At 38.6% G+C, this 20,271-nt stretch carries 16 protein-coding genes; 10 read left to right on the top strand and 6 right to left on the bottom strand.

Annotated features, from left to right (window positions below):
• Positions 1-90: 90 nt before the first annotated feature.
• The 5 genes from ACRD64_RS18850 to ACRD64_RS18830 all read right to left on the bottom strand — a co-directional run bounded on the left by ACRD64_RS18850 (position 91) and on the right by ACRD64_RS18830 (position 5,946).
• A complete protein-coding gene (locus ACRD64_RS18850; RefSeq protein ID WP_430935017.1) occupies positions 91-2,775 on the bottom strand; it encodes an ATP-binding protein in 2,685 nt (894 codons plus the stop codon).
• A 93-nt stretch (positions 2,776-2,868) separates the two neighbouring features.
• Positions 2,869-3,297, bottom strand: coding sequence for a hypothetical protein (locus tag ACRD64_RS18845; protein ID WP_430935016.1), 429 nt, complete (start codon positions 3,295-3,297; stop codon positions 2,869-2,871).
• A gap of 138 nt (positions 3,298-3,435) precedes the next feature.
• Complete coding sequence (locus ACRD64_RS18840) at positions 3,436-4,335, bottom strand: hypothetical protein (protein WP_430935015.1); 900 nt, start codon at positions 4,333-4,335, stop codon at positions 3,436-3,438.
• Positions 4,336-4,376: 41 nt separating this feature from the next.
• Positions 4,377-5,477, bottom strand: coding sequence for a hybrid sensor histidine kinase/response regulator (locus ACRD64_RS18835; RefSeq protein ID WP_430935014.1), 1,101 nt, complete (start codon positions 5,475-5,477; stop codon positions 4,377-4,379).
• A gap of 154 nt (positions 5,478-5,631) precedes the next feature.
• Positions 5,632-5,946, bottom strand: coding sequence for a hypothetical protein (locus tag ACRD64_RS18830; protein WP_430935013.1), 315 nt, complete (start codon positions 5,944-5,946; stop codon positions 5,632-5,634).
• 220 nt (positions 5,947-6,166) lie between these two features.
• Between ACRD64_RS18830 and ACRD64_RS18825 the strand changes: the two genes are divergently transcribed.
• The 3 genes from ACRD64_RS18825 to ACRD64_RS18815 all read left to right on the top strand — a co-directional run bounded on the left by ACRD64_RS18825 (position 6,167) and on the right by ACRD64_RS18815 (position 11,181).
• On the top strand, positions 6,167-9,127 hold the full coding sequence (locus ACRD64_RS18825) for an ATP-binding cassette domain-containing protein (protein WP_430935012.1): 2,961 nt from the start codon (positions 6,167-6,169) through the stop codon (positions 9,125-9,127).
• 232 nt (positions 9,128-9,359) lie between these two features.
• The gene (locus tag ACRD64_RS18820) at positions 9,360-9,854 is read left to right on the top strand and encodes a hypothetical protein (protein ID WP_430935011.1); all 495 of its coding nucleotides are present in this window, start codon (positions 9,360-9,362) and stop codon (positions 9,852-9,854) included.
• Positions 9,855-9,936: 82 nt separating this feature from the next.
• A complete protein-coding gene (locus ACRD64_RS18815; protein ID WP_430935010.1) occupies positions 9,937-11,181 on the top strand; it encodes a SpoIID/LytB domain-containing protein in 1,245 nt (414 codons plus the stop codon).
• Between the two features lie 295 nt (positions 11,182-11,476).
• On the opposite strand, the gene ACRD64_RS18810 is transcribed toward ACRD64_RS18815, so the two are convergent.
• Positions 11,477-12,727: an aminotransferase class I/II-fold pyridoxal phosphate-dependent enzyme gene (locus ACRD64_RS18810; protein ID WP_430935009.1), complete on the bottom strand. Its 1,251-nt coding sequence runs from the start codon at positions 12,725-12,727 to the stop codon at positions 11,477-11,479.
• A 342-nt stretch (positions 12,728-13,069) separates the two neighbouring features.
• Here ACRD64_RS18810 and ACRD64_RS18805 point away from each other — a divergent pair, with 342 nt between their 5' ends.
• From ACRD64_RS18805 to cysD, 7 genes are all read left to right on the top strand, one after another.
• Positions 13,070-13,882 (top strand): outer membrane protein assembly factor BamD, encoded by an 813-nt coding sequence (locus ACRD64_RS18805; protein WP_430935008.1) that lies wholly within the window; start codon positions 13,070-13,072, stop codon positions 13,880-13,882.
• A 23-nt stretch (positions 13,883-13,905) separates the two neighbouring features.
• Positions 13,906-14,229 carry a DNA-directed RNA polymerase subunit omega gene (locus tag ACRD64_RS18800; RefSeq protein ID WP_430935007.1) on the top strand — a complete coding sequence of 108 codons (324 nt, stop codon included), beginning with the start codon at positions 13,906-13,908 and terminating at the stop codon, positions 14,227-14,229.
• A gap of 114 nt (positions 14,230-14,343) precedes the next feature.
• On the top strand, positions 14,344-15,555 hold the full coding sequence (gene coaBC / locus ACRD64_RS18795) for a bifunctional phosphopantothenoylcysteine decarboxylase/phosphopantothenate--cysteine ligase CoaBC (protein WP_430935006.1): 1,212 nt from the start codon (positions 14,344-14,346) through the stop codon (positions 15,553-15,555).
• 16 nt (positions 15,556-15,571) lie between these two features.
• Positions 15,572-16,474 (top strand): DUF4835 family protein, encoded by a 903-nt coding sequence (locus ACRD64_RS18790; protein ID WP_430935005.1) that lies wholly within the window; start codon positions 15,572-15,574, stop codon positions 16,472-16,474.
• A gap of 14 nt (positions 16,475-16,488) precedes the next feature.
• Positions 16,489-18,150 carry a DNA repair protein RecN gene (recN, locus tag ACRD64_RS18785; protein ID WP_430935004.1) on the top strand — a complete coding sequence of 554 codons (1,662 nt, stop codon included), beginning with the start codon at positions 16,489-16,491 and terminating at the stop codon, positions 18,148-18,150.
• Positions 18,151-18,356: 206 nt separating this feature from the next.
• Positions 18,357-19,202, top strand: coding sequence for an enoyl-ACP reductase FabI (locus ACRD64_RS18780; protein WP_430935003.1), 846 nt, complete (start codon positions 18,357-18,359; stop codon positions 19,200-19,202).
• Positions 19,203-19,363: 161 nt separating this feature from the next.
• Positions 19,364-20,269 (top strand): sulfate adenylyltransferase subunit CysD, encoded by a 906-nt coding sequence (gene cysD, locus ACRD64_RS18775; RefSeq protein ID WP_430935002.1) that lies wholly within the window; start codon positions 19,364-19,366, stop codon positions 20,267-20,269.
• Positions 20,270-20,271 lie beyond the last annotated feature (2 nt).

The following is a 20,271-nucleotide window of genomic DNA, read 5'->3' as shown; positions in this document are numbered from 1 at the left end:
AAATAGGGTAATAATGCACCAAAGACCTATTCAGCCTGCGCGGAATCGCGTGTAACCCCCTTTAACGTTTTAATGCAACATTCTCTGTTTTTAGCTAATTATCTGTCCTGTTTCTGAAAAAGTGCGCTCTATTATTTTGTGATATTCTGTTAGCGTTTCCATATTTCTGTCGATACCCTCAAAATCAAAATTAGCGGAATTTAGGGATATTTCGTTAGCTATGGAGGCAAGGTATTCAAAACTGACCTGTTGAGATAACAGATCCAAATTCTGTATGAGAAGTTTTATTTTTGCCGAGGAATGCAATTCTTTAATTTCATTTATTAACGGCAATATCGATTGATTTAGTTTGTTGTAAACGGTTTCCATATCCTCTTTTTTGGGTAAAGGGAACGATTTGTTAGACTGAATTTCTTTCGTTACTTTCTTTTTGTTATGTTTAAGGTACCAAGATAATACAATGATCAGCTCATCGATATGTATGGGTTTTGGGATATAATAACTAAAGCTGTTTGGGCCCGTAATCAGTTTGTCAGTGTCGCAAGAGGCAGTTAACGCCACTACCGGAATGTGTTTGACGCCATGGTTAGACTTGAGTATTTTAATCGCCTCAAAACCACCCATTAAAGGCATTCGAATATCCATTAGCACCAGGTCGGGTACTATTTCGGGGATCATTTCAATCGCGTGCTTACCATTTTCGGCCTCATATATTTCTAACTCATAACTTGTTAATAAACCTTTGATAACTTCCCTGTCTATTTTCCGGTCGTCTACTAAGAGAATCTTGGAAGGAAGAAACTCGATTCGGTTAGGATTAAATTTTAATTGCGGTAAACCGGTGTGGTTATTAACTGCAGCCAGGTTGGGTATTTCAATGGAAAAGGTACTGCCGTGGTTTTTCTTGCTTTTTACCTTGATATTGCCATTCATCAAATTAACCAGTCTTTTGCTGATGGAAAGTCCCAGGCCCGTACCTTCAAACATCCTGTTGTCCTGATCTTCTCTTTGTTTGAAATCATCGAAAATGTTTTCAATTTGATCCTGTTCAATACCAATCCCGGAATCGCTGACCGAAATATTGAGGCAGTAGAGCTGATTCATCTGAACCTCCAATTGACACGATACCTGAACAAAACCGGAAGAGGTAAACTTAATGGCGTTGCCAATTAAATTGATTAAGACTTGCTTGAGCCTTACACTATCAATTAAAAGGGTTTCGGGGATTTCACTTTTTTCTATCGTTTCAAATACGAGTCCCTTTTCCTGTGCCTGTACCTGAAATATTTTGGTGGTTTCGGCTATTAGTTGCATCACATCTACCTCGGATAGTTGAAGTTTAAGTTTGCCAGCTTCAATCTTCGATAGATCTAATACTTCGTTCAATAATGACAGCAACGTTTTACCACTTTTGGTGATAGAGGAAATATAGTTCAGCATGCTTTTATCCGAGATCTTCTTTTCCAGAATTTCGGAGAAACCTAATATGGCATTTAAGGGTGTACGTATTTCGTGGCTCATATTGGCCAAAAATGAGCTTTTGGTTTTGTTGGCTGCCTCGGCCAGCTCTTTCGCCCTCTGAAGTTCTATCTCGGATAGCTTTCTTTCCGTGATATCCGTAAAGCTCCAAATACGGCCTATAATGGTGTTGTCCATAATTTGAGGACCGGAATAGCATTCCAGATATCTACCATCGTTCAACAATATTTCGGAACAAACCTGGTTGTCGTTTATGTTTACATTTTCTTCAATCAACTTTTGACAAACACAACCATTTACGGTTTGACTTTGCACATAGTATTCAAAATCATTTTTTGATTTTAATTCAGTTTTATACGGGATTTTCCATAGCTCATAAAGCTTTTTGTTATGAAGAACAACTTGATTGCTGTTGTCGATTACGATGATGCCTGATGCAGTTGATTCAATGGTTGCTTTCAGCAGCGACCCTTGCTTGAGTGTGTCAATTTCTCTGTTTTTCCGTTCTGTAATATCCTGAAAGTAGCCCACAATACTAACTGGATTACCTTCTAAATCCCATTCGGAAAATATGCCGGTGCACAATACCCATTTATATTTATGGTCGTCTATAACTATCCTGAAGGTAGATTCGTACTTCGGACTTTTACCAATCGTAAAATCAATAAATTCTGCCTCAGCCTTTTCTTTGTCTTCTGGATGAATGTAATTAATGAGCCAGGAAACATTGAAATGCTGAACATCAATGTTAGAGTGCTCGATAATAGTTTTAAAAAACGGATCTATTTTGAATTGTTGGATGCCCATATCATACTTCCAAATGGCTATCTTACCGTTTTTTGTGGCCAACGACAACATGTAATCCCGGTCGGCATTTTCAGAATTGGTAGCATAATGATTGCTCTGGTCTTCAATACTCAATAGGTATCCTGTAAACCCGGAACTGCTGTCCTCGGTTGGGTTAATTTGGGCCGAAACCTTGTACTCTACACCTTTCTCGGAGATGAAGATGAAGGAGTGGACAATATTTTTGGTATGACCACTATTGTTGGTTTTTGAAAGAGAAATAAAATTTACTTTCTCACCACTATAACTATCATAAAAATTTAATACGTCGTTTATATTTTTGTATACAAGGTCACTTTTGGTTAAATCCGAAAATAAACACAGTTGCCTGTTGACAGCACATATCGTACCGCTTTTGTCGAAGGCAACAAATCCCATTTCCGAAGAATTGAAAATCTCAAAGCTTAGTTCTAGATTTCTATTGTTTTTTGAAGGGTAGATTTCCGGCATAAACGTACATTCATCTATTAAGTTTTCTTTCTATAGTTCTATTGGCACATGCCCTGCTTTTTGCTTCCGGTCTGAAACATAAAGCACGGGTTTTTATCTATAACCAATCATAAATCCTGAGCATTCATAAGTGTTATTGCTCTTCCAGTTAGGAGCAAATATTTCAATAAAAAGTTTTTGCGTGTTTTCAACTCCAAAGGTTTTGTGGTCGATTAATCCCTCGGAAGCGTTGTCGTATAATACCTTGTTGCCGTTAGTGTTAATTATCTTAAACTGCAATGCGCCTACCTTGGGTTTGGGATAAGTGGAAAAATAATATTCCTTTCCACCCAATGCGTTTAAAACAATTCGGGCTTTTTTCCCCTTCCGTAATTTGATCGATCTTGAAGAGGAACTTATTTGAAACGATTTATCCGGATATTGGCATTTTTTGTAGGTGTTTGAGCAGACATTAGCAAGCGATGTGTTGGTGCCAACATTTAAACCGCTCACAAGTGCTATCAAAAATAAAATTCGTTTCATAAGTTACCATCGTTTCACAGTTATACCCATATGGCCCAACAAAAGTTAAGAATACATATTTCAGCAGCCGGGCAAATTACAGCTTAATTAGTCTTCTAACAATATGTTTTAATGTGGGATTTCGCCGTGGTAATTTTGCTATTGTTTTATCATTTTTGTTCTGAAATCCTGGATGTTGTCTGAGAAGATAAAATAGTTTTCTTCCGTAAGCGTTATCTCACTTTTTCCCTCAATACGCAACGATCCATCCGCAAGCCTTCTTGCTTCACTTTCGCCAAGCGTAACATTCAGGTTGTTATATGAATGTTCCAGCACTTTTAAATCGTTTATTATATCCGATATGGTTGGGTTGCTTTTATAGGTAGTAGCCATGGTAACAATATCTTCGAATAACAGTTTCTGTTCCGCAATTCTGTTGATGGCATCCTTTTGTTTTTCAAAGTCGTTGTGCAGACGGGTTGTCAAATAAAGGCTTTCGATAAAAGTTCCAACCGAAAGAAGAGATAATGTTTTTCCCTCGTCATACTCTTGCAGGTAGCTAATCACCGTATCATAAAGCTCTCTGGAAATAGCATATAAAGAATCCGGCTCCATGGATGCATTGATGATTCTTGCTTGCTGCTCCTTGCTAAACTGCGGGTGAATATTCAATTCCTTCAATAAATAATCGACCGTAGAAATATATTCCGCCGAGAAATCAGATTTGTTGAAAGCTGAGATATAAGCCAAATCGGCAAAATAAACACCACAAACCAGTGCTTTTTTCTCCAAACCATCATACAATTTCGACTCTTTATAATTATGCATAAGCTTTGGGTCAAAACTTACCTTGTTGTCGTTTATATATGAGATAATTTCTTCAGGCGAAGGAAGTGCGTAAAAAACAGCGTCGATAGAATCGATTACACTAATGGACTCAAAATCCAGTGAAGCATCTTCTTTTGTGGCATCCTTTTTTGTGTTGTCACTGCAACTGGTGCAGCTGCTAAAAATGATGATGAACGCCGCCATTGTTGGCATAAAAATTTTTTTTATCATTGGAATGTAGTTTATTTCTTTTTTGTTTATTCGATCTGATTTTAATTGAACAACCATTTAAAAGTTATTAAATCGCTGCTGTCTTGTTTAATTATAAACGAACCGTTGTGAAAATCCATCACTATATCCGCATAAGAAAAATATAGAACCGTTTCGTCGGGCATAGTGTTAATGTTGTTGTAATCCCAATTGGGCGGATCAAATGAAATACTTAACTCATTTCTTTTGTCATAGCTGTCCAAATTAATATTGATAAAGGAGTTTTCCTCTGTATGTTTCAGTACCGTCTCCAAAATACCCAGTATGGAGTTTTTAATTAATTCCTTGTTTCCATTTATCATTATAGAATCGTCTACGTCACAATTCAACTCAAGGTTTTTATTTTCTATTAATTCGTCGTTGTGAATCAGCAAATGTTCCAAAATACCGTTTAGATAGAATTCCTGATAACCGAGTTCCTCCTTGTTGTTTATCTGGGTTATCTGACTGGCCAGCTTAGTGATAAAATCAAGGTTGTCGACAGATTCTTCCAATAACCTGACCATTTCGGATAGGCGAGAAGATTCTGCGGAATGTTTTATTAGGTTAACAGCCTTATTCAAAGAATTAAGGGGAGAAGTAATTTCCTTGCCAATAAATGATAGGAATTTATCTTTCGTTTGGGTTATAGATCTTAACTTTTCGTTGGAAGCTTCAAGTTCAAAGGTTCTCTGATGTACCTTTTCCTCCAACTGATTGTTAGCCGCTAAAATTTGTTCCTTGCTTTTTTTAAGCTCAATATGTGTGCTTACCCGGGCCAATAATTCGGCAGTATCGAAAGGTTTGGTAATAAAATCCTGACCCCCTGCCTTAAAACCGAGTACAGTGCTCTCTTTGTCGTTTTTTGCGGATAGGTAAATAATGGGCATGATGTCGTATTTGGGGTCTTTTCGTATGGTCTGACATACCTCAAAACCGTTGATCTCGGGCATCATAATATCCAGAAGCATTAAGTCAAAAGATTCTTCCTTGATCCATTCTATCGCTTCTTTTCCACCCAGTGCCACTTCGACATTATAATTGTTGTCGTTAAGAATATTTCCTAAAACTTGTATGTTTTTGGGATTGTCGTCGACAACTAATACTTTACCTTTTCTGTCCATTTTTTATGGTTACCTTATCAGTTTTAGGCTACCTTTATTCTCCAATTGTTTCATCGCCGTAAGTGGCCACTTTTACCACATAATTTTACGCGTCCGAAGCTTGAGGTTTGCCCTTCTAATTCCCGCTCCAACCGTGGCCTAAATCTGTTGATTCTTAAATCACATGACCCAATCGGTTAAACACCCTAAAGTAAATTAACTTTTTAATTCCCCATCCTCTTACGTGAATTGTGTCGTTTAGGTTATCCCTATTTGGGGTAAAAACGGGTGTTACATCTACCAAACACTTTTTAATAAAGGTTATTTTCGGTTGATATTCAGTACGAAAGCGGTCACGGGAGTCTGTTCCTGAAATTGAATAATTTGTTGTTTCTAACGGGAATAAAGTTGAACCCGGACAGGATGTACAGGAAATATTACCAATACCTACCCGGGAATGTTTTTTAATATCGTCCCTGGCAAGATTCATTTTTACCGATTCGCCGATAATCAGAGTTGTATCAGTCAGGTTCCCCGGAAGTAAAGGAGTTGGCCCCTATAAACAGAAACGGGTTGGATATGGCGGCTTTAAATCAATTGAACCCAACAAAAAAGCGGATGGTACGTATAACCCCAAAGTAGTGCAATAAACGCAAGTGCAAGGCGTTGACAGATAGATAGTAAGGGTATAAAAAAGGAAATGATTGAATATGGAGCAATATTTTAAATATGACACTTTAAAAAGTGCCGTGGAACTGTTTGGGCTTTTTATAAGCTATAAGAAGCAAGCCCACGAAATGGTGAACTATTCATATCTTGACCAGTATATGGGTTCTCGGTTTGCGCAAAGGGTACGTATGGAGATGCTTGATTATTACAAAGACTATGCTGCTACTTTAGGGGAGGGAACCCATGAAGATCAACAGAAAGCGACTTTCAATAAACATCTAAACTATTTGAGCGATGAACTTTCCAAAAACCAAAAAGTTGAGTTCTATATTGTTCTGCTAAATTATACCATCGATACAGAAAAGGTTTCCAACAGAAAGGAATACATAGGCATATTGTATGAACGATTGAAAATAGTTGCCAATATATTTAAACTCGAGGAAAGCAGGATGGAAAGTCTGGCCCACTTTATTGGGGACAACTTGTCCATGGAAAAAGATTCTAAACGGTTAATTGTAATTGGGAATTTTAACCGCGTAAAATTAAGATCCTTTAGAATGTATAACAAAAAGGATATAAAGGGGAAGATAGTTGCTTTGTATGTGCCATCCATTTCTTCTTTTTTAATCCGGTATAGCGGATCCCATGAACTTCACCTCAACAAGCAGATATTATTTCCCGAAAGAGTGTACCAGTTTGCATTGGGGGGGGTGATTGAAGCAAAAGGTATGTCGCCAATTTATTTTGCCGATTTATTCGCTGATTTTCGGAAGGAGGATACAGATCGCCTGGAATTGGTTGCGCAGGGGGTTGAAAAGAACTTTAGGGATACTAATTTAGGGGTTAAAAAACTATCTTTCAAAGTAAAATCGGGGCAATTGATGGCGGTAATGGGACGCAGTGGTACCGGCAAAACAACCCTGTTCAATATTTTAAGTGGTATTGCAAAGCCTAATAGTGGAAACGTATTTCTGAACGGACATAATCTGCACGAGAATATTGACAAACTTAAACGACATTTGGGTTATGTGCCGCAGGAGGATTTGTTGATAGAAGAGTTGACTGTTTTTCAGAACCTAAAATTTGGTGCTCAATTATGTAGGGACGATCTGTCGGAAAACGAAATCGAAGACCTGGTACTAAAAACTTTGTTCGATTTCGGATTGCACAATATCAAGAATCTTAGAGTAGGTAGCCCATTGGACAAAGTAATTAGTGGAGGTCAAAGAAAAAGGTTAAATATTGCCCTGGAACTTATCAGAAGGCCCGATGTGCTTTTTGTTGATGAACCAACATCGGGACTGTCTTCGTCGGATGCCTTACTGGTGATTAAATTACTCAAGCAAATTGCGGGAATGGGGAATATTGTCATTATCAATATTCATCAGCCACCTTCTGACTTGTTTATGCTTTTTGATAAGTTGTTGATTCTCGACGAAAACGGATATGCGGCATTTTACGGCAATCCTTTTTCTGCTTCGTCTTATTTTAAAAAGCACCTTGAGTTTGTTGATTCTATCAACGACGATAGTTTGAAATTTGGGCAATGCAACCCAGAACAGGTGATCAATCTTCTCGAATACAAGAATCTGTCGGATAACGGGGAACCAACCGGGGATAGAGTGTATGAAAGTACGCAATGGCACCGTTTGTTTACCCAAGAGGTACAGGATGATGCCAGTCTGAAATATAATGAATTGGATGTTTCGCTCACAACAATACCCAATAGAATAAAGCAGTTTTGGATTTATCTAAAACGAAATGTTCAAATCAGAAAATCAGACACACAGTACTTGGCCATGATATTTCTGGGCTCGCCGGTATTGGCATGCATAATGGCTTTCTTTCTTAAGTCAACTGATCTGGAAACCCATACATATCGTTTTATCGACAACGAGAATCTGCCGGTGTACCTGTTTATCAGTGTGGTGGTCTCTCTTTTTCTGGGATTAATTTTAAGTTCAGGCGAAATTTACCGGGATCTAAAAGTGATTAAACGGGAGGGTTTTCTCAATTTAAGCCCATCATCCTATTTAAACTCAAAAGTTGTGTATGTGGCTTTGGTAAATGCCGTACAAATATCATTGTATGTTTTGGCAGGTAACTCCATTATGGAAATTAAAGGGTTATATTTGCCCTATTTTGTTGTGCTGTGGTTAACTGCCTTTTCGTCCAGCATGATGGGGCTTTACATATCGGCCAAATTTAAATCCATTTTATCCATTTACATTACAATTCCGTTTTTGTTGATTCCCCAGATTTTATTGGCGGGCGCCATTTTAGATTTTGACAAAGTACATCACTCCCTGGCTTCCAAAAAATATGTTCCTGTTTACGCCAATATAAATATTTCAAGATGGGCATATGAGGCACTGGTTGTTCTTCAATTTACCGAAAATGAATATGACAAAGGACTGACAGACTTATTGGTTAAGCAGAGTAAAATGAGCTATCATGCCAACTTCTTCGTGCCTAAAATAGAAACATTGTTATCTCATTTTAATCAAACCGCAGATGTAAATGAGGAGGTGGAATTGATGTTAAAGGAACTAATGACACAGTTTCCGAAGCTTAAAAAAGAGGTGAGTAAAGTAAAGGTGGATCAGGATAATATAAAGGAGATACAACAGGTTGTTTCAAAGGTGAAAAAATGGTTGAGACTCAACTTGAATCACTTATATGAGAAGGTGGAAGAGCAAAGAAAAACAAAGCCGAACAATATTGTAAAAAAGGATTTCTTTAACCAAAAGCTGTCTGATTTTATATTAAAAAGTAGCGATTACGTAAAATATGTGTATTCCGATGGGGAAATGATCAGGAAATTTCAGCCCGGATATTATGTTTCGGACAATACTTTTGGAAGATCACATTACTATGCGCCAAGAAAAAGGATAGGGAAAATGCTTGTTGCAACATGGGTGTATAATTTAGCAATAATGGTAGTTTTTGCCTTGTTTTTTTATGCTGCCACTTATGTCCATCTTAAAAGAAATAAGTTCTGATGTAAATAGGATTGGATAATAAATAGATGCAGGAAATTTTTAGTGTTTTGATAGATAGGGCCCTCCATGCATTTTGTTTATGATCGTAAATCGTTCAGTTGTATAGATCCGGTCTTCATAAAAATAATCGACTCATAAAAAAGAAACTTTATTCCACGAAGTACGTAAGTTTAATAACTTTAGTAAAAAGGAATCATTACCTACCGAAAACTGGTTGTTTAATATGATATAGATGAAGAATATGATAAATTTTACTTCGAAAGTTATACTTGCCGTTATATTGCTATTTGTTGTTGCAAATAGTACCCGGGCTCAGTCGTGTGCCGATGTCCTTAAGTTATGTTCGCCTGTTGACAAGCTTTACAATAAAAAAGCCATGGCTCGAACTTATAAGGTGAAGCCGACCCAAAAGCTTAAGATCGTCCATGTATTTTATGGGAGTACGGCATATCAAATCAGTGTTTGTAAGCCTGATCGATTGGGGGATTTCCGCCTAAAAGTAATAGACTATGAAAACGGGAATGTTTTTTGGGATAATGGTGAAGATAACTTTACCGATAAAATCAACATCAGTTTTGGTTCAACAAAGCGTGTTTTTTTAGAGATAACAGCTGAGAATCCGGAAAAATTTAACGGGCAGGAGGGCTGTTTAGGTGTGGTAATAAATTATCACCGGGAAGAGAAAAGAGAAGAAATGGCTGCACCTTCAAATCTTCCGGGAATGTAATAAGTTACCCCAGTAACGAAAGCTCACTTTGGAGAGTGGGGTTCGGGGTGTTATGATAATATATTTTTCGATTTGAATAATAATGTTTACTAAACAAAACATAAAAGTCAAGCTGTTTGACGGTTCCAAGATAACTCTGAAGATGAAGGGTGATTATTTCATTGGGGAATCACAAAGACGGATTTCTGGAAAATGGGATATATACATTAGCGATGACAAAATTTTTCTCGAAGACGAGATTGAAATCGTAATGTCTTCGAGTGATGTTTATTTGTCTCCTGTAAATAAAGAGATGGGAGGATGTGTTTTTGAGTTGGATCAGGGAGACAGTAAGTACAGTAAACATTTGTTTAAAGGCATCATTCTCCTTAAACGAGAGGGGGAAGATGTAGTTGTTGTAAACGAGGTAGATGTTGAAAGTTTCGTAGCCAGTATACTGTGCAATAGGTTTCCCAATAACACACAAATAGAGTATCTAAAGGTTCAGGCTGTTGCACTGAGAAATTCCTCTATCATATTAGCCATAAATCAATACTCCGAGAGGAATGGTTCTGTTTTTGAAGAATCTGATTATTGTAAAATATTAAATTTACGACCGCAGCACCTTATAAAAAAGTATACAGGAGTTTCAAAAGTCTGCAATCAACTTGCACATGATGCCGTTAAAGAAACCGAGGGGCTGGCTTTGGTTTCTCATGATTCGTTGAGCTATATTCCGCAAACACTTTGTTGCGGTGGAGTCACCGAACAGGTGACCGGTTTGCTGGATCGTGTTTGTGATTCGGTGCAAAATAACAACATTGATTTAAGCAATAACGATAATATCGAACAATGGGTATTTTCCGGTTCCGACAGTTATTGTAAGCATGAAGATATAGCAGCAATGGACGATCTTGTTGCCGGAAGTGGGATTGATTTGTCTCAAGCCCACAGATGGAAAAGGAACGTTGAAGTCGTCTATTTCAACTCATTGCTCCGAAATAATTTCGATATCAATGTTGGAAACTTTAAAGGGGTTGAAATTACAGAACGAGGTACTTCCGGCGCTGTTAAAAGCATTTCGGTGTTTGGCGATGCCGATGAAGTGGTTTTAAAAGAAGGCGATTTGGATCGTTTGATTGTATTATTGGATTTGCCAAGCAGGTCTTTTGTGGTGGAAGAGAATCTGGAAGAGGAAGAGGCCACCCTCGAAATAAACGGGGCAGGTATGGGAACCGCGGAAGGAATTTGCAATGTTGGGGCAATGGCAATGTCGGTACAAGGCAAGTCTATGAAGGATATTTTAGACCATTATTTGCCCGGGTTTATTTTAGAGAAGCAATATTGACTGTTTTCATCCGAGAGCTGTCATTAGGAATTTGAAAAATTCCTTCATGTCAGCAGGCATCGGCTGTCCCGATAGCTATCGAGATAGAATTTATACCACTTTGGCTATGAAATTAGCACTGGGTATAATGCCGGTAGATTAATTATAGTGTTAAATGCGAAGCATTATTAACGCTAATGTTCGTCGAATTGGCATTTAGATGAAGTCAAATGACAATTTTGCGACAATTTTTTAAATCATAAAAAAGGCAGCCTTAATTCAATAGGGCTGCCTTTTAAGTTTATCGAATACCAATTTACAGAATATTGGCAATTTTATCGCTTTTATAGTTTCCGGCAACTAATTTTTCTTTTACCTCAGCAAAAGCTTTAATGGTATATTCAACATCCTCCAATGTGTGAACAGCGGTTGGTATAATTCTTAACATCAACTGATCCTTTGGAATAACAGGGTAAACCACGATAGAGCAGAAGATGTTGTAGTTTTCTCTCAAATCCATGGTCAGCTGGGTAGCCTCTGGAACCGAACCGTTCAAGAATACTGGAGTTACAGGCGATTGTGTATCACCTAAATCAAACCCTTCCGCTCTTAAACCTTTTTGCAACGCATGAACAACTTTCCAAAGATTATCCTTTAGCTCCGGCTGTGTTCTTAATAGCTCAAGTCTTTTTAAGGCACCAATAACCAATGGCATAGGAAGCGATTTTGCAAATATTTGAGAACGCATGTTATAACGAAGGTAGTTCACTACTTCCTCTTCACCCGCCACAAAAGCACCAATGCTTGCCATTGATTTGGCAAATGTGCTAAAATATACGTCAACACCATCGATTACATCAAAGTGCTCGGCAGTACCTGCTCCTGTTTTTCCCATGGTACCGAAACCGTGGGCATCATCAACCAGTAAACGGAAGTCGAATTTTTCTTTTAAAGCAACAATTTTATCCAACGCTCCAAGGTCTCCCGCCATACCGAAAACACCCTCGGTAATAACCAGGATACCACCACCTGATTCTTTGGCTCTTTTAGTTGCAGTAGTAAGCATTTTTTCGCAACGCTCAATATCATTGTGCGGAAAAACAAAACTTTTTCCTCCTTTGGCTTTATGTAAAAAAATACCATCCATGATACAAGCATGTGATTCGGAATCGTAAACGATTACATCATTTCTCGTACACAAGGTGTCAATAATGGAAACCATTCCCTGGTACCCAAAGTTGAGTAAATATGAATCTTCTTTTCCTACAAATTCAGCTAAGTTGGATTCCAGTTCTTCATGCATGCTGGTATGACCGGACATTGCACGCGCACCCATGGGGTATGCCAAACCGTACTCCGCGGCGGCATCTGCATCAGCTTTTCTAACCTCCGGGTGGTTAGCTAAACCTAAATAGTTATTCAAACTCCAGGTAAGAACTTCCTTGCCCCTAAATTTCATTTTAGGACCTATTTCGCCTTCCAATTTAGGGAATATGAAATAACCGTGAGCGGCTTTTCCATATTGACCAAGTGGTCCCATACTCTTTATCTTGTCAAAAATATCCACGTTGTATATCTTTTTATGAATTAACGGGGCAAAGGTAATATTTTTTAATAATCGTGATAGTTAATGAATACGAAAAAATGAAAATATAAAAATATGTTGTTCGGCTACTAATTTTTTTTTATTTGGCTTTAAAAGATTATCTTTGCACGTTATTATGAATAAGCCTATGGAACAACCATTTAAAAATCTTTGCCCCAGAAAGGATTGTTTTAAGCGGGTTTCATCAAATACTTATGGTTTCTAGTACGTGTTATGAGATGGTATTTGGTATGTTTGTTTTTGGTAGGCCTTTTATTTTTAGATGGTTATAAATTTTTGTACATATAAAACATCAATTCTTTAATGAGAAAAATTCTTGTTGTATTATCCATTCTCCCACTTTTATTTAGTTGTAGCCAGTACCAAAAAGTGTTAAAAAGCACCGATTATGAGCTCAAATATTCCAAAGCGATGGAATATTACGAGAAGGAAGACTTTATGCGGGCCGCAACACTATTAAACGAATTGCAAGGTGTTTACAGAGGTACCGATAAATCGGAAACCATTAGTTACACGTATGCAAGTTGTTTGTACGGACTTGATGATTATATGATGGCAGGCCATTATTATCGTCAGTTTCTTAAAACATTCCCTTCCAGTGAGCAGAACGAGGAATGTCAGTTTATGAGCGGATACTGTTATTACATGCTGTCCCCTAAGCCCAGATTGGATCAAACGGATACCTACAGCGCCATCAACGAATTTCAACTTTTCGTAAACTTATATCCTACCAGTTCAAGGGTGGAAGAAGCTAATCGGTTGATGGATGAGTTGAGAGACAAGTTAGTGTATAAATCATATTTAAGTGCCAAATTGTATTTCGATTTAGGTAACTATATGGGCAATAATTATTTGTCGGCAGTTATTGCGGCACAAAATAGCTTAAAGGATTTTCCGGATACCAAATACCGGGAAGAATTGTCCTACCTGATTTTAGAGGCTAAGTATATTCAAGCGGTAAACAGTGTGATTGAGAAGAAAGAGGACAGGATGAGGGACGCGATAGATGAATATTTCTCGTTTATTAACGAATTTCCTGAAAGTGATTACATGAAAAAGGCCGTTAAAATATATAATGACGCCTCTAAGAGTATTAATTTTGAAGAAACAAATTAGAAATAGATAACTATAAATTCATCATGGATTATAAAAAGACAAATGCTCCGGGCACCACAATTACCTGGGATACTCAAAAGCTTTCTGAGGATACCGTGAATATTTATGAGTCGGTAAATATTATTGCCAAAAGAGCGAATCAGATTAGTGTTGAGATGAAAGAGGAGTTAAATAAAAAACTTCAGGAGTTTGCATCTTATACCGATAATTTGGAAGAGGTATTTGAAAATCGTGAGCAAATAGAGATTTCAAGGTACTACGAAAGATTGCCAAAACCATCTTCTATTGCCACGCAAGAATTTGTGGAAAAAAAAGTGTATTACCGCAACGCGGACAAGGACGTTTAGCGCTTATTCAAAATTCGGCAGGAACCTTTTGTCGAATCGGCAATGACAGATACATTTATAAAAAGATAAAGGAGGTTTTGCATATTTCTTTTATCTTTTTTTATTTTCGGTATTATGATATTAAAGGACAAAAAAATCATTCTGGGGGTTTCGGCTGGTATTGCGGCCTATAAATCGGCTGTGTTGACCAGGCTTTTTGTGAAACAGGGCGCTGAGGTTAAGGTAGTGATGACGGAAAAAGCTAAGGAGTTTATTACTCCGCTGACCATGGCAACCTTATCCAAGAATCCCATTCTAGTCGATTTTTATAACCCTGAAAATGGCGACTGGAATAGTCATGTCGATTTAGGTTTATGGGCCGATGCCATGGTTATTGCCCCGGCAACAGCAAATACGATGGGTAAAATGGCCAACGCAATAGCAGATAATTTGTTGGTTACCACTTATTTGTCTGCCAGATGTCCTGTTTTTGTGGCACCTACCATGGATCTGGACATGTACCTTCATCCGGCCAATCAAAGGAATATGAAAACACTTCAGGGAGATGGTGTTCGTTTGATTGAAGCACAGACCGGAGAGTTAGCCAGCGGCTTAAGCGGTAAGGGCAGAATGGCAGAACCTGAAACGATTGTGGATGAACTGGAATCTTATTTTCAGGAAACATTAGAGCAGGAGAGGGGGGCACTGTCGGGACGAAAATTTCTGGTAAACGCAGGGCCTACGTACGAAAAAATTGACCCCGTTAGATATATCGGTAATTTTTCGAGCGGTAAAATGGGGTATCAGATTGCCGAGGTTCTAGCTGGGAAAGGTGCAGATGTCACTTTGGTTTCCGGCCCCGTATCGGTGAAAACGGAGCACCCAAAAGTGAAGGTGGTATCGGTAACTTCGGCAAAAGAAATGAGCGACGCATGCGTAAAGTACTTTCCCGAATGCGATGGTGCTGTTTTGTCCGCCGCAGTTGCGGATTATACGCCAAATATACAAGCCGACCAAAAGATAAAGAGCAAGGAGAAAGAAATGGTTCTGTCGTTAAAGGCTACCCAGGATATTGCCCGGCAACTGGGCGGAATGAAGAAAAAGGGACAGCTACTGGTTGGATTTGCTTTGGAAACGGAAAACGCCATAGAAAATGCAGGGAAAAAACTTGCCGAAAAAAATCTGGATTTTATTGTGTTAAACTCCCTGGAGAACGAAGGCGCGGGCTTTGGTGTGGATACCAATAAAATAACCCTTATAGACCGGGAAAATAATACAGAAGAGTTTACGTTAAAAAGTAAGCGTGAAGTGGCTGTCGATATTGTGGATAAGATAATGTCATTATAATTAAATCATCAAATCCGTGAAAAACCATATTGTATTATTCCTTTTGTTATTGCTGGCAAGAGTTTCTGTTTCCCAGGAACTACAGTGTTCGGTCTCTGTGGTTTCCCCTAGTGTTCAGGGTACCAATAAGCAGGTTTTTGAAACCATGCAAACTGCCATTATCGAGTTTATGAATGGACAAAAATGGACAGACAATGTTTTCAGTCCCGAGGAAAGGATAAAGTGCAGTATCATGATCAATATTAAGGAAATCAATTCTGTAGATGATTTTTCAGGCACTATTCAGGTGCAGGTGCGTCGTCCGATATACAATTCGGCTTACAGCTCTATGATCCTAAATTATCTCGATCAGGATTTTGATTTTCAGTATGTGGAATTTGAGCCCTTGATTTATAATCCCAATTCATTTAAATCGAATCTGGTAGGTGTTTTGGCATATTATGCCAACGTAATATTGGCTCTTGATTATGATTCATTTGCAAAAATGGGAGGTACAAAATATATGGAGAAAGCCGAGGATATCGTTAATCAGGCTCAAAATTCGGCACAAAAAGGTTGGCGTTCATACGAAAGTACCCGCAACCGTTATTGGTTGGTGGAGAATTATTTGAATGAGCATCACCGACCGTTGCGCGAATGTATGTATCAATATCATCGCCTGGGTTTGGATAAGATGAGCGATAAACCAGAGGACGGACGAAAAGAAGTGCTGTCGGCGATTGAAAGACTTCAGAAAGTGCACAGGAACAAACCGGGTTCTTTTGCCATGCAGGTATTTTTCGATGCTAAGTCGGAAGAATTGATCAACATTTTTTCGGAATCTTTCTCAATGGAGAAGGCCAGGGCAATTGAAGTTTTATCTGAGGTTGATCCTGCCAACGCATCAAATTACAGTAAATCATTATCGGGTAATCAATAATTATTGAATCGATTATGCTAAAATCGTTATTTGTTTCAAATTACGCATTAATAGATCAGGTAGAAATAGATTTCAGCAACGGTTTTTCGGTGATAACAGGAGAAACCGGGGCAGGAAAATCAATTATCTTAGGGGCACTTTCGTTAGTTCTCGGGCAGCGTAGTGATGTTTCCGTTCTAAAAGACAAAGAGAAAAAGAGTGTTGTAGAAGCAGTCTTTAATGTGTCGGGATATGGTTTTGAAAAATTGTTCAAGGAGGAGGATGTGGATTTTGAAGTAGAAACTACCATTAGAAGGGAAGTGTTATCTTCAGGAAAATCCAGGGCCTTTGTGAATGACACACCCGTAAACCTGGGATTTTTAAAAAGTGTCTCGTTGCGCTTAATCGATATACATTCGCAACATCAAAACTTGCTTCTAGGTGAAAGCGGTTTTCAGCTTAACGTAGTTGATACCGTGGCCAAGAATATGGCTCTAAAAGATAAATACCTCAACGATTACAGTACATATCATGTATTGGTAAAAAGAAAAAAAGAGCTGGAATCTCAAAATTCAAAGTTAGCTGAAGAGGCTGATTATATGCGGTTCCAGGTTGACGAGCTGGATCAAATGAAATTAATTGAAGGTGAGCAGGAGGAGTTGGAGCAGGAAAGGGAAATGCTTTCACATGCCGGGGAAATTAAAGGAAACCTTTTTGCGAATGTTGAAATTTTAAATGGTGAAGCCAGCCCGGTGCTGTCTGCCTTAAAAGAGGTAAGCAGGAACATGGATAAAATTGCTTCGTTTATTCCGGAAGGGGAGGAGTGGGTGAAAAGAACTGAATCCGCTTTTATCGACCTGGATGATCTGGTAAAAGAGCTCGAGGACAAGATGGAAGGCATAGATCATGACCCTTCACGTCTCGATTTTGTTTCTTCCAGATTGGATCAGATATATGCTCTTCAGCAGAAACACAGGGTGGATAATTTATCCGCACTCATCGAAATAAGGGATAACTTAGCCGCGAAGCTGCAAAAGATTTCCTCGTTCGACACCGATTTAATGGAGTTGAACAAAGAAATAGAAGCTGCGTTTAAGGTACTGAAACAATCGGGTAGTAGATTGTCAGCATCCCGTAAAAAGGTAATACCTGCTATCGAAAAACAAATTGTAGATCAGCTGGTGGAACTGGGAATGCCCAATGCCAGATTGGTGGTGGATTGCAAGTTGCTTAATGAATTTTCCGAAAACGGATTTGATGATATCAATTTCCTGTTTTCGGCCAACAAAAAGGGAGAACTTTCGGCTATTCCAAAGGTAGCATCAGGAGGTGAAATGTCGAGGGTGATGTTGTGCATAAAAGCATTGTTGTCTGTATCAAAAGGCTTGCCTACTATTATTTTTGATGAGATAGACTCAGGGGTTTCCGGTGAGGTGGCGGATAAAATGGGTCGTATAATGCAGGACATATCTAAAAACATACAAGTGATCAGTATAACCCATTTGCCGCAAATTGCAGTTAAAGGTAAGCATCATTATAAAGTATATAAAAAAGATAGCAAAACGGATACACGTTCGAGTATTGAAAAATTGGACTATGATCTGCGGGTAACGGAAATCGCAAAAATGTTGAGTGGTAGTAATCTTTCCGATGCTGCACTTTCCAATGCAAAAGAACTTTTGGGAGCATCGGCTTAGCTAATCCTGTATTAATATTTTTAATACTGGAAAGACCAATTTCGAATATTGATGTCAACAATTACTTGTCAGTTTTCTCTTTCAAATGATTAGGCATTTTATCGAATATGCAACCTGGATATTGTGAAATTTTAATTAATTGTACTATAAAGTATCGTCGAAAGGCTTAATCATATATATTTGTACGCTCAAAATAGAATATAACAATGGGATATAATTTATTAAAAGGAAAAAGAGGGATTATTTTCGGGGCATTGAATGATATGTCTATTGCATGGAAAGTTGCTGAAATGGCACATGCCGAAGGAGCCACTTTTACGTTGACCAACACTCCGGTCGCATGTAGAATGGGTACGTTAAACGAACTTTCGGAAAAATGTAATGCGGAGGTTATTCCCGCAGATGCTACCAGTGTAGAGGATTTAGAAAACGTTTTTGCTAAATCGATGGAAGTGCTTGGCGGAAAAATCGATTTTGTATTGCACTCTATCGGTATGTCGCTTAATGTTCGCAAAAAAAGAGTATATCACGACCTTAACTATAGTTATCTGAACAAAACTTTGGATATTTCTGCTATTTCGTTTCATAAACTCCTGCAAGTAGGTTTTAAAATGGATGCAATCAGCGAATGGGGTTCAGTTGTTGGATTGTCATATGTTGCAGCTCAGCGTTCTTTTTATGGATATAACGATATGGCCGATGCCAAATCACTGCTTGAGTCGATAGCCCGCAGTTTTGGTTATATCTATGGCCGAGAAAAGAAAGTTAGGGTAAACACTATATCACAGTCGCCTACCATGACAACCGCAGGAAGCGGTGTGAAGGGGTTTGATGGATTGATGGATTTCTCGGAAAGAATGTCGCCACTCGGAAACGCAACCGCTGACGAATGTGCCGGATATTGCCTTACCTTGTTCTCCGACCTTACCAAGAAGGTAACCATGCAGAACCTATTCCACGATGGAGGATTCTCTAATGTAGGAATGAGTTTAAGGGCAATGACGCAGTACAACAAGAGCTTTGATGTAGACGATATCAGTACCCTTGACTAGATAAAAAATGTTGGCATCTAAACTGGTGCTTTTTTTGTCCTACCAGTAATGGTAGGACTTTTTGTTTTTAGGCAACGTAGTATAGTTTTAAAGTATGATTAAAAACATTAACTTTGGCTGCGTTTTTAGTAACCTACTAGGTTAAAATCATTAAAGTAACTATGGATAAATACCAGATTAATCACCTGAGGGAGCTGGAGGCTGAATCTATTTACGTTATTCGTGAAGTGGCGGCACAGTTCGAAAAACCGGTGATGCTCTTTTCCGGAGGGAAAGATTCAATTGTAATGTTTCACTTAGCCCGTAAAGCCTTTTATCCGGCTAAAGTACCGTTTTCGCTATTACATATAGATACCGGACACAATTTTCAGGAAACATTGGATTACCGCGACAATCTAATGGCCAAGACGGGGACTAAATGTATTGTTAGATACGTGCAAGATTCAATTGATCAAGGAAAAGCGGTTGAGGAGAAAGGAGTGAATGCTTCCCGGAACAAGCTGCAGACTGTAACGCTACTTGATGCATTGGAGGAGTTGAAAACGGATGCTGCTATGGGTGGTGGTCGACGTGATGAGGAAAAAGCACGTGCCAAAGAACGTTTCTTTTCGCACAGGGACGAATTTGGTCAATGGGATCCTAAAAATCAGCGTCCCGAGCTTTGGAACATCTTCAACGGTCGCAAAAATATGGGCGAGCATTTTAGGGTATTCCCAATAAGTAACTGGACTGAGATGGATGTTTGGCAGTATATTTACATGGAAAACATCGATTTGCCAAACTTATATTTCACGCATAGGCGCGAGGTCTTCAACCGCGATGGGGTTTGGATGTTTAAGGCTCCGTTTATGCAGCTAAAACCAGGTGAAGAATTGGTTGAGATGGATGTAAGGTGCAGGACCATAGGTGATATTACCTGTACTGGTTTGACGCTTTCAAAAGCGGATAACCTGGAGGACATTATTCAAGAGGTGGCCGCAACCAGAACAACAGAGCGTGGTGGCCGTGCGGATGACAAACGTTCCGAATCGGCCATGGAAGACCGTAAAAAAGAGGGGTACTTTTAAAT

It is taken from the genome of Saccharicrinis sp. 156, from assembly GCF_050589685.1.
Taxonomy (GTDB): Bacteria; Bacteroidota; Bacteroidia; order Bacteroidales; family Marinilabiliaceae; genus Saccharicrinis.
The sequence above is the reverse complement of the archived record's forward strand: the minus strand, read 5'-3'. Positions and strand labels throughout refer to the sequence as shown.

Coding starts and splice junctions, on each gene's coding strand:
- ACRD64_RS18850 (WP_430935017.1), bottom strand. CDS start 2,775: ATGCCGGAAATCTACCCTTCAAAAAACAATAGAAATCTAGAACTAAGC.
- ACRD64_RS18845 (WP_430935016.1), bottom strand. CDS start 3,297: ATGAAACGAATTTTATTTTTGATAGCACTTGTGAGCGGTTTAAATGTT.
- ACRD64_RS18840 (WP_430935015.1), bottom strand. CDS start 4,335: ATGATAAAAAAAATTTTTATGCCAACAATGGCGGCGTTCATCATCATT.
- ACRD64_RS18835 (WP_430935014.1), bottom strand. CDS start 5,477: ATGGACAGAAAAGGTAAAGTATTAGTTGTCGACGACAATCCCAAAAAC.
- ACRD64_RS18830 (WP_430935013.1), bottom strand. CDS start 5,946: ATGAATCTTGCCAGGGACGATATTAAAAAACATTCCCGGGTAGGTATT.
- ACRD64_RS18825 (WP_430935012.1), top strand. CDS start 6,167: ATGGAGCAATATTTTAAATATGACACTTTAAAAAGTGCCGTGGAACTG.
- ACRD64_RS18820 (WP_430935011.1), top strand. CDS start 9,360: ATGAAGAATATGATAAATTTTACTTCGAAAGTTATACTTGCCGTTATA.
- ACRD64_RS18815 (WP_430935010.1), top strand. CDS start 9,937: ATGTTTACTAAACAAAACATAAAAGTCAAGCTGTTTGACGGTTCCAAG.
- ACRD64_RS18805 (WP_430935008.1), top strand. CDS start 13,070: ATGAGAAAAATTCTTGTTGTATTATCCATTCTCCCACTTTTATTTAGT.
- ACRD64_RS18800 (WP_430935007.1), top strand. CDS start 13,906: ATGGATTATAAAAAGACAAATGCTCCGGGCACCACAATTACCTGGGAT.
- coaBC (WP_430935006.1), top strand. CDS start 14,344: ATGATATTAAAGGACAAAAAAATCATTCTGGGGGTTTCGGCTGGTATT.
- recN (WP_430935004.1), top strand. CDS start 16,489: ATGCTAAAATCGTTATTTGTTTCAAATTACGCATTAATAGATCAGGTA.
- ACRD64_RS18780 (WP_430935003.1), top strand. CDS start 18,357: ATGGGATATAATTTATTAAAAGGAAAAAGAGGGATTATTTTCGGGGCA.
- cysD (WP_430935002.1), top strand. CDS start 19,364: ATGGATAAATACCAGATTAATCACCTGAGGGAGCTGGAGGCTGAATCT.